We start from the raw sequence: 276 nt of genomic DNA, 5'->3' as shown, positions 1-276 counted from the left end.
ATTATGGGTGCTGGCCACGGGCGTCATCCTGATCGTTCCGCTGCGCCCTGAAAGCCTGCCTACTCAAATCACGGCGGTGGTGGTCGCTACCATGGCGTTTTTTCTGTTGATCCCTAATCTGCTCACCGTGGCGCTGTCCGCTAGCCTGTTCTTGAATATTGGATTTCTTTTGGCGGCACTGCAATTTACGGGTATCGATGCCATTGTTGCATTGCGTATTGCGCTGCTATTGATCATGGGCGTCGTGGTGGGGTTCTGCGCCCTGTTGCGCCTGGA

The 276-nt window shown here is 55.1% G+C and carries 1 protein-coding gene; it reads left to right on the top strand.

Features of this window, described 5'->3' with window-relative positions; all coding sequences use genetic code 11:
• On the top strand, positions 1–276 hold a 276-nt coding region (locus Q5762_RS38240; protein WP_315896920.1), incomplete at both ends, for a hypothetical protein.

The sequence above is a fragment of the Streptomyces sp. P9(2023) genome, assembly GCF_032436795.1.
In the GTDB taxonomy this organism is placed as follows: domain Bacteria; phylum Actinomycetota; class Actinomycetes; order Streptomycetales; family Streptomycetaceae; genus Streptomyces.
This window is presented reverse-complemented; position numbering and strand designations above follow the sequence as displayed.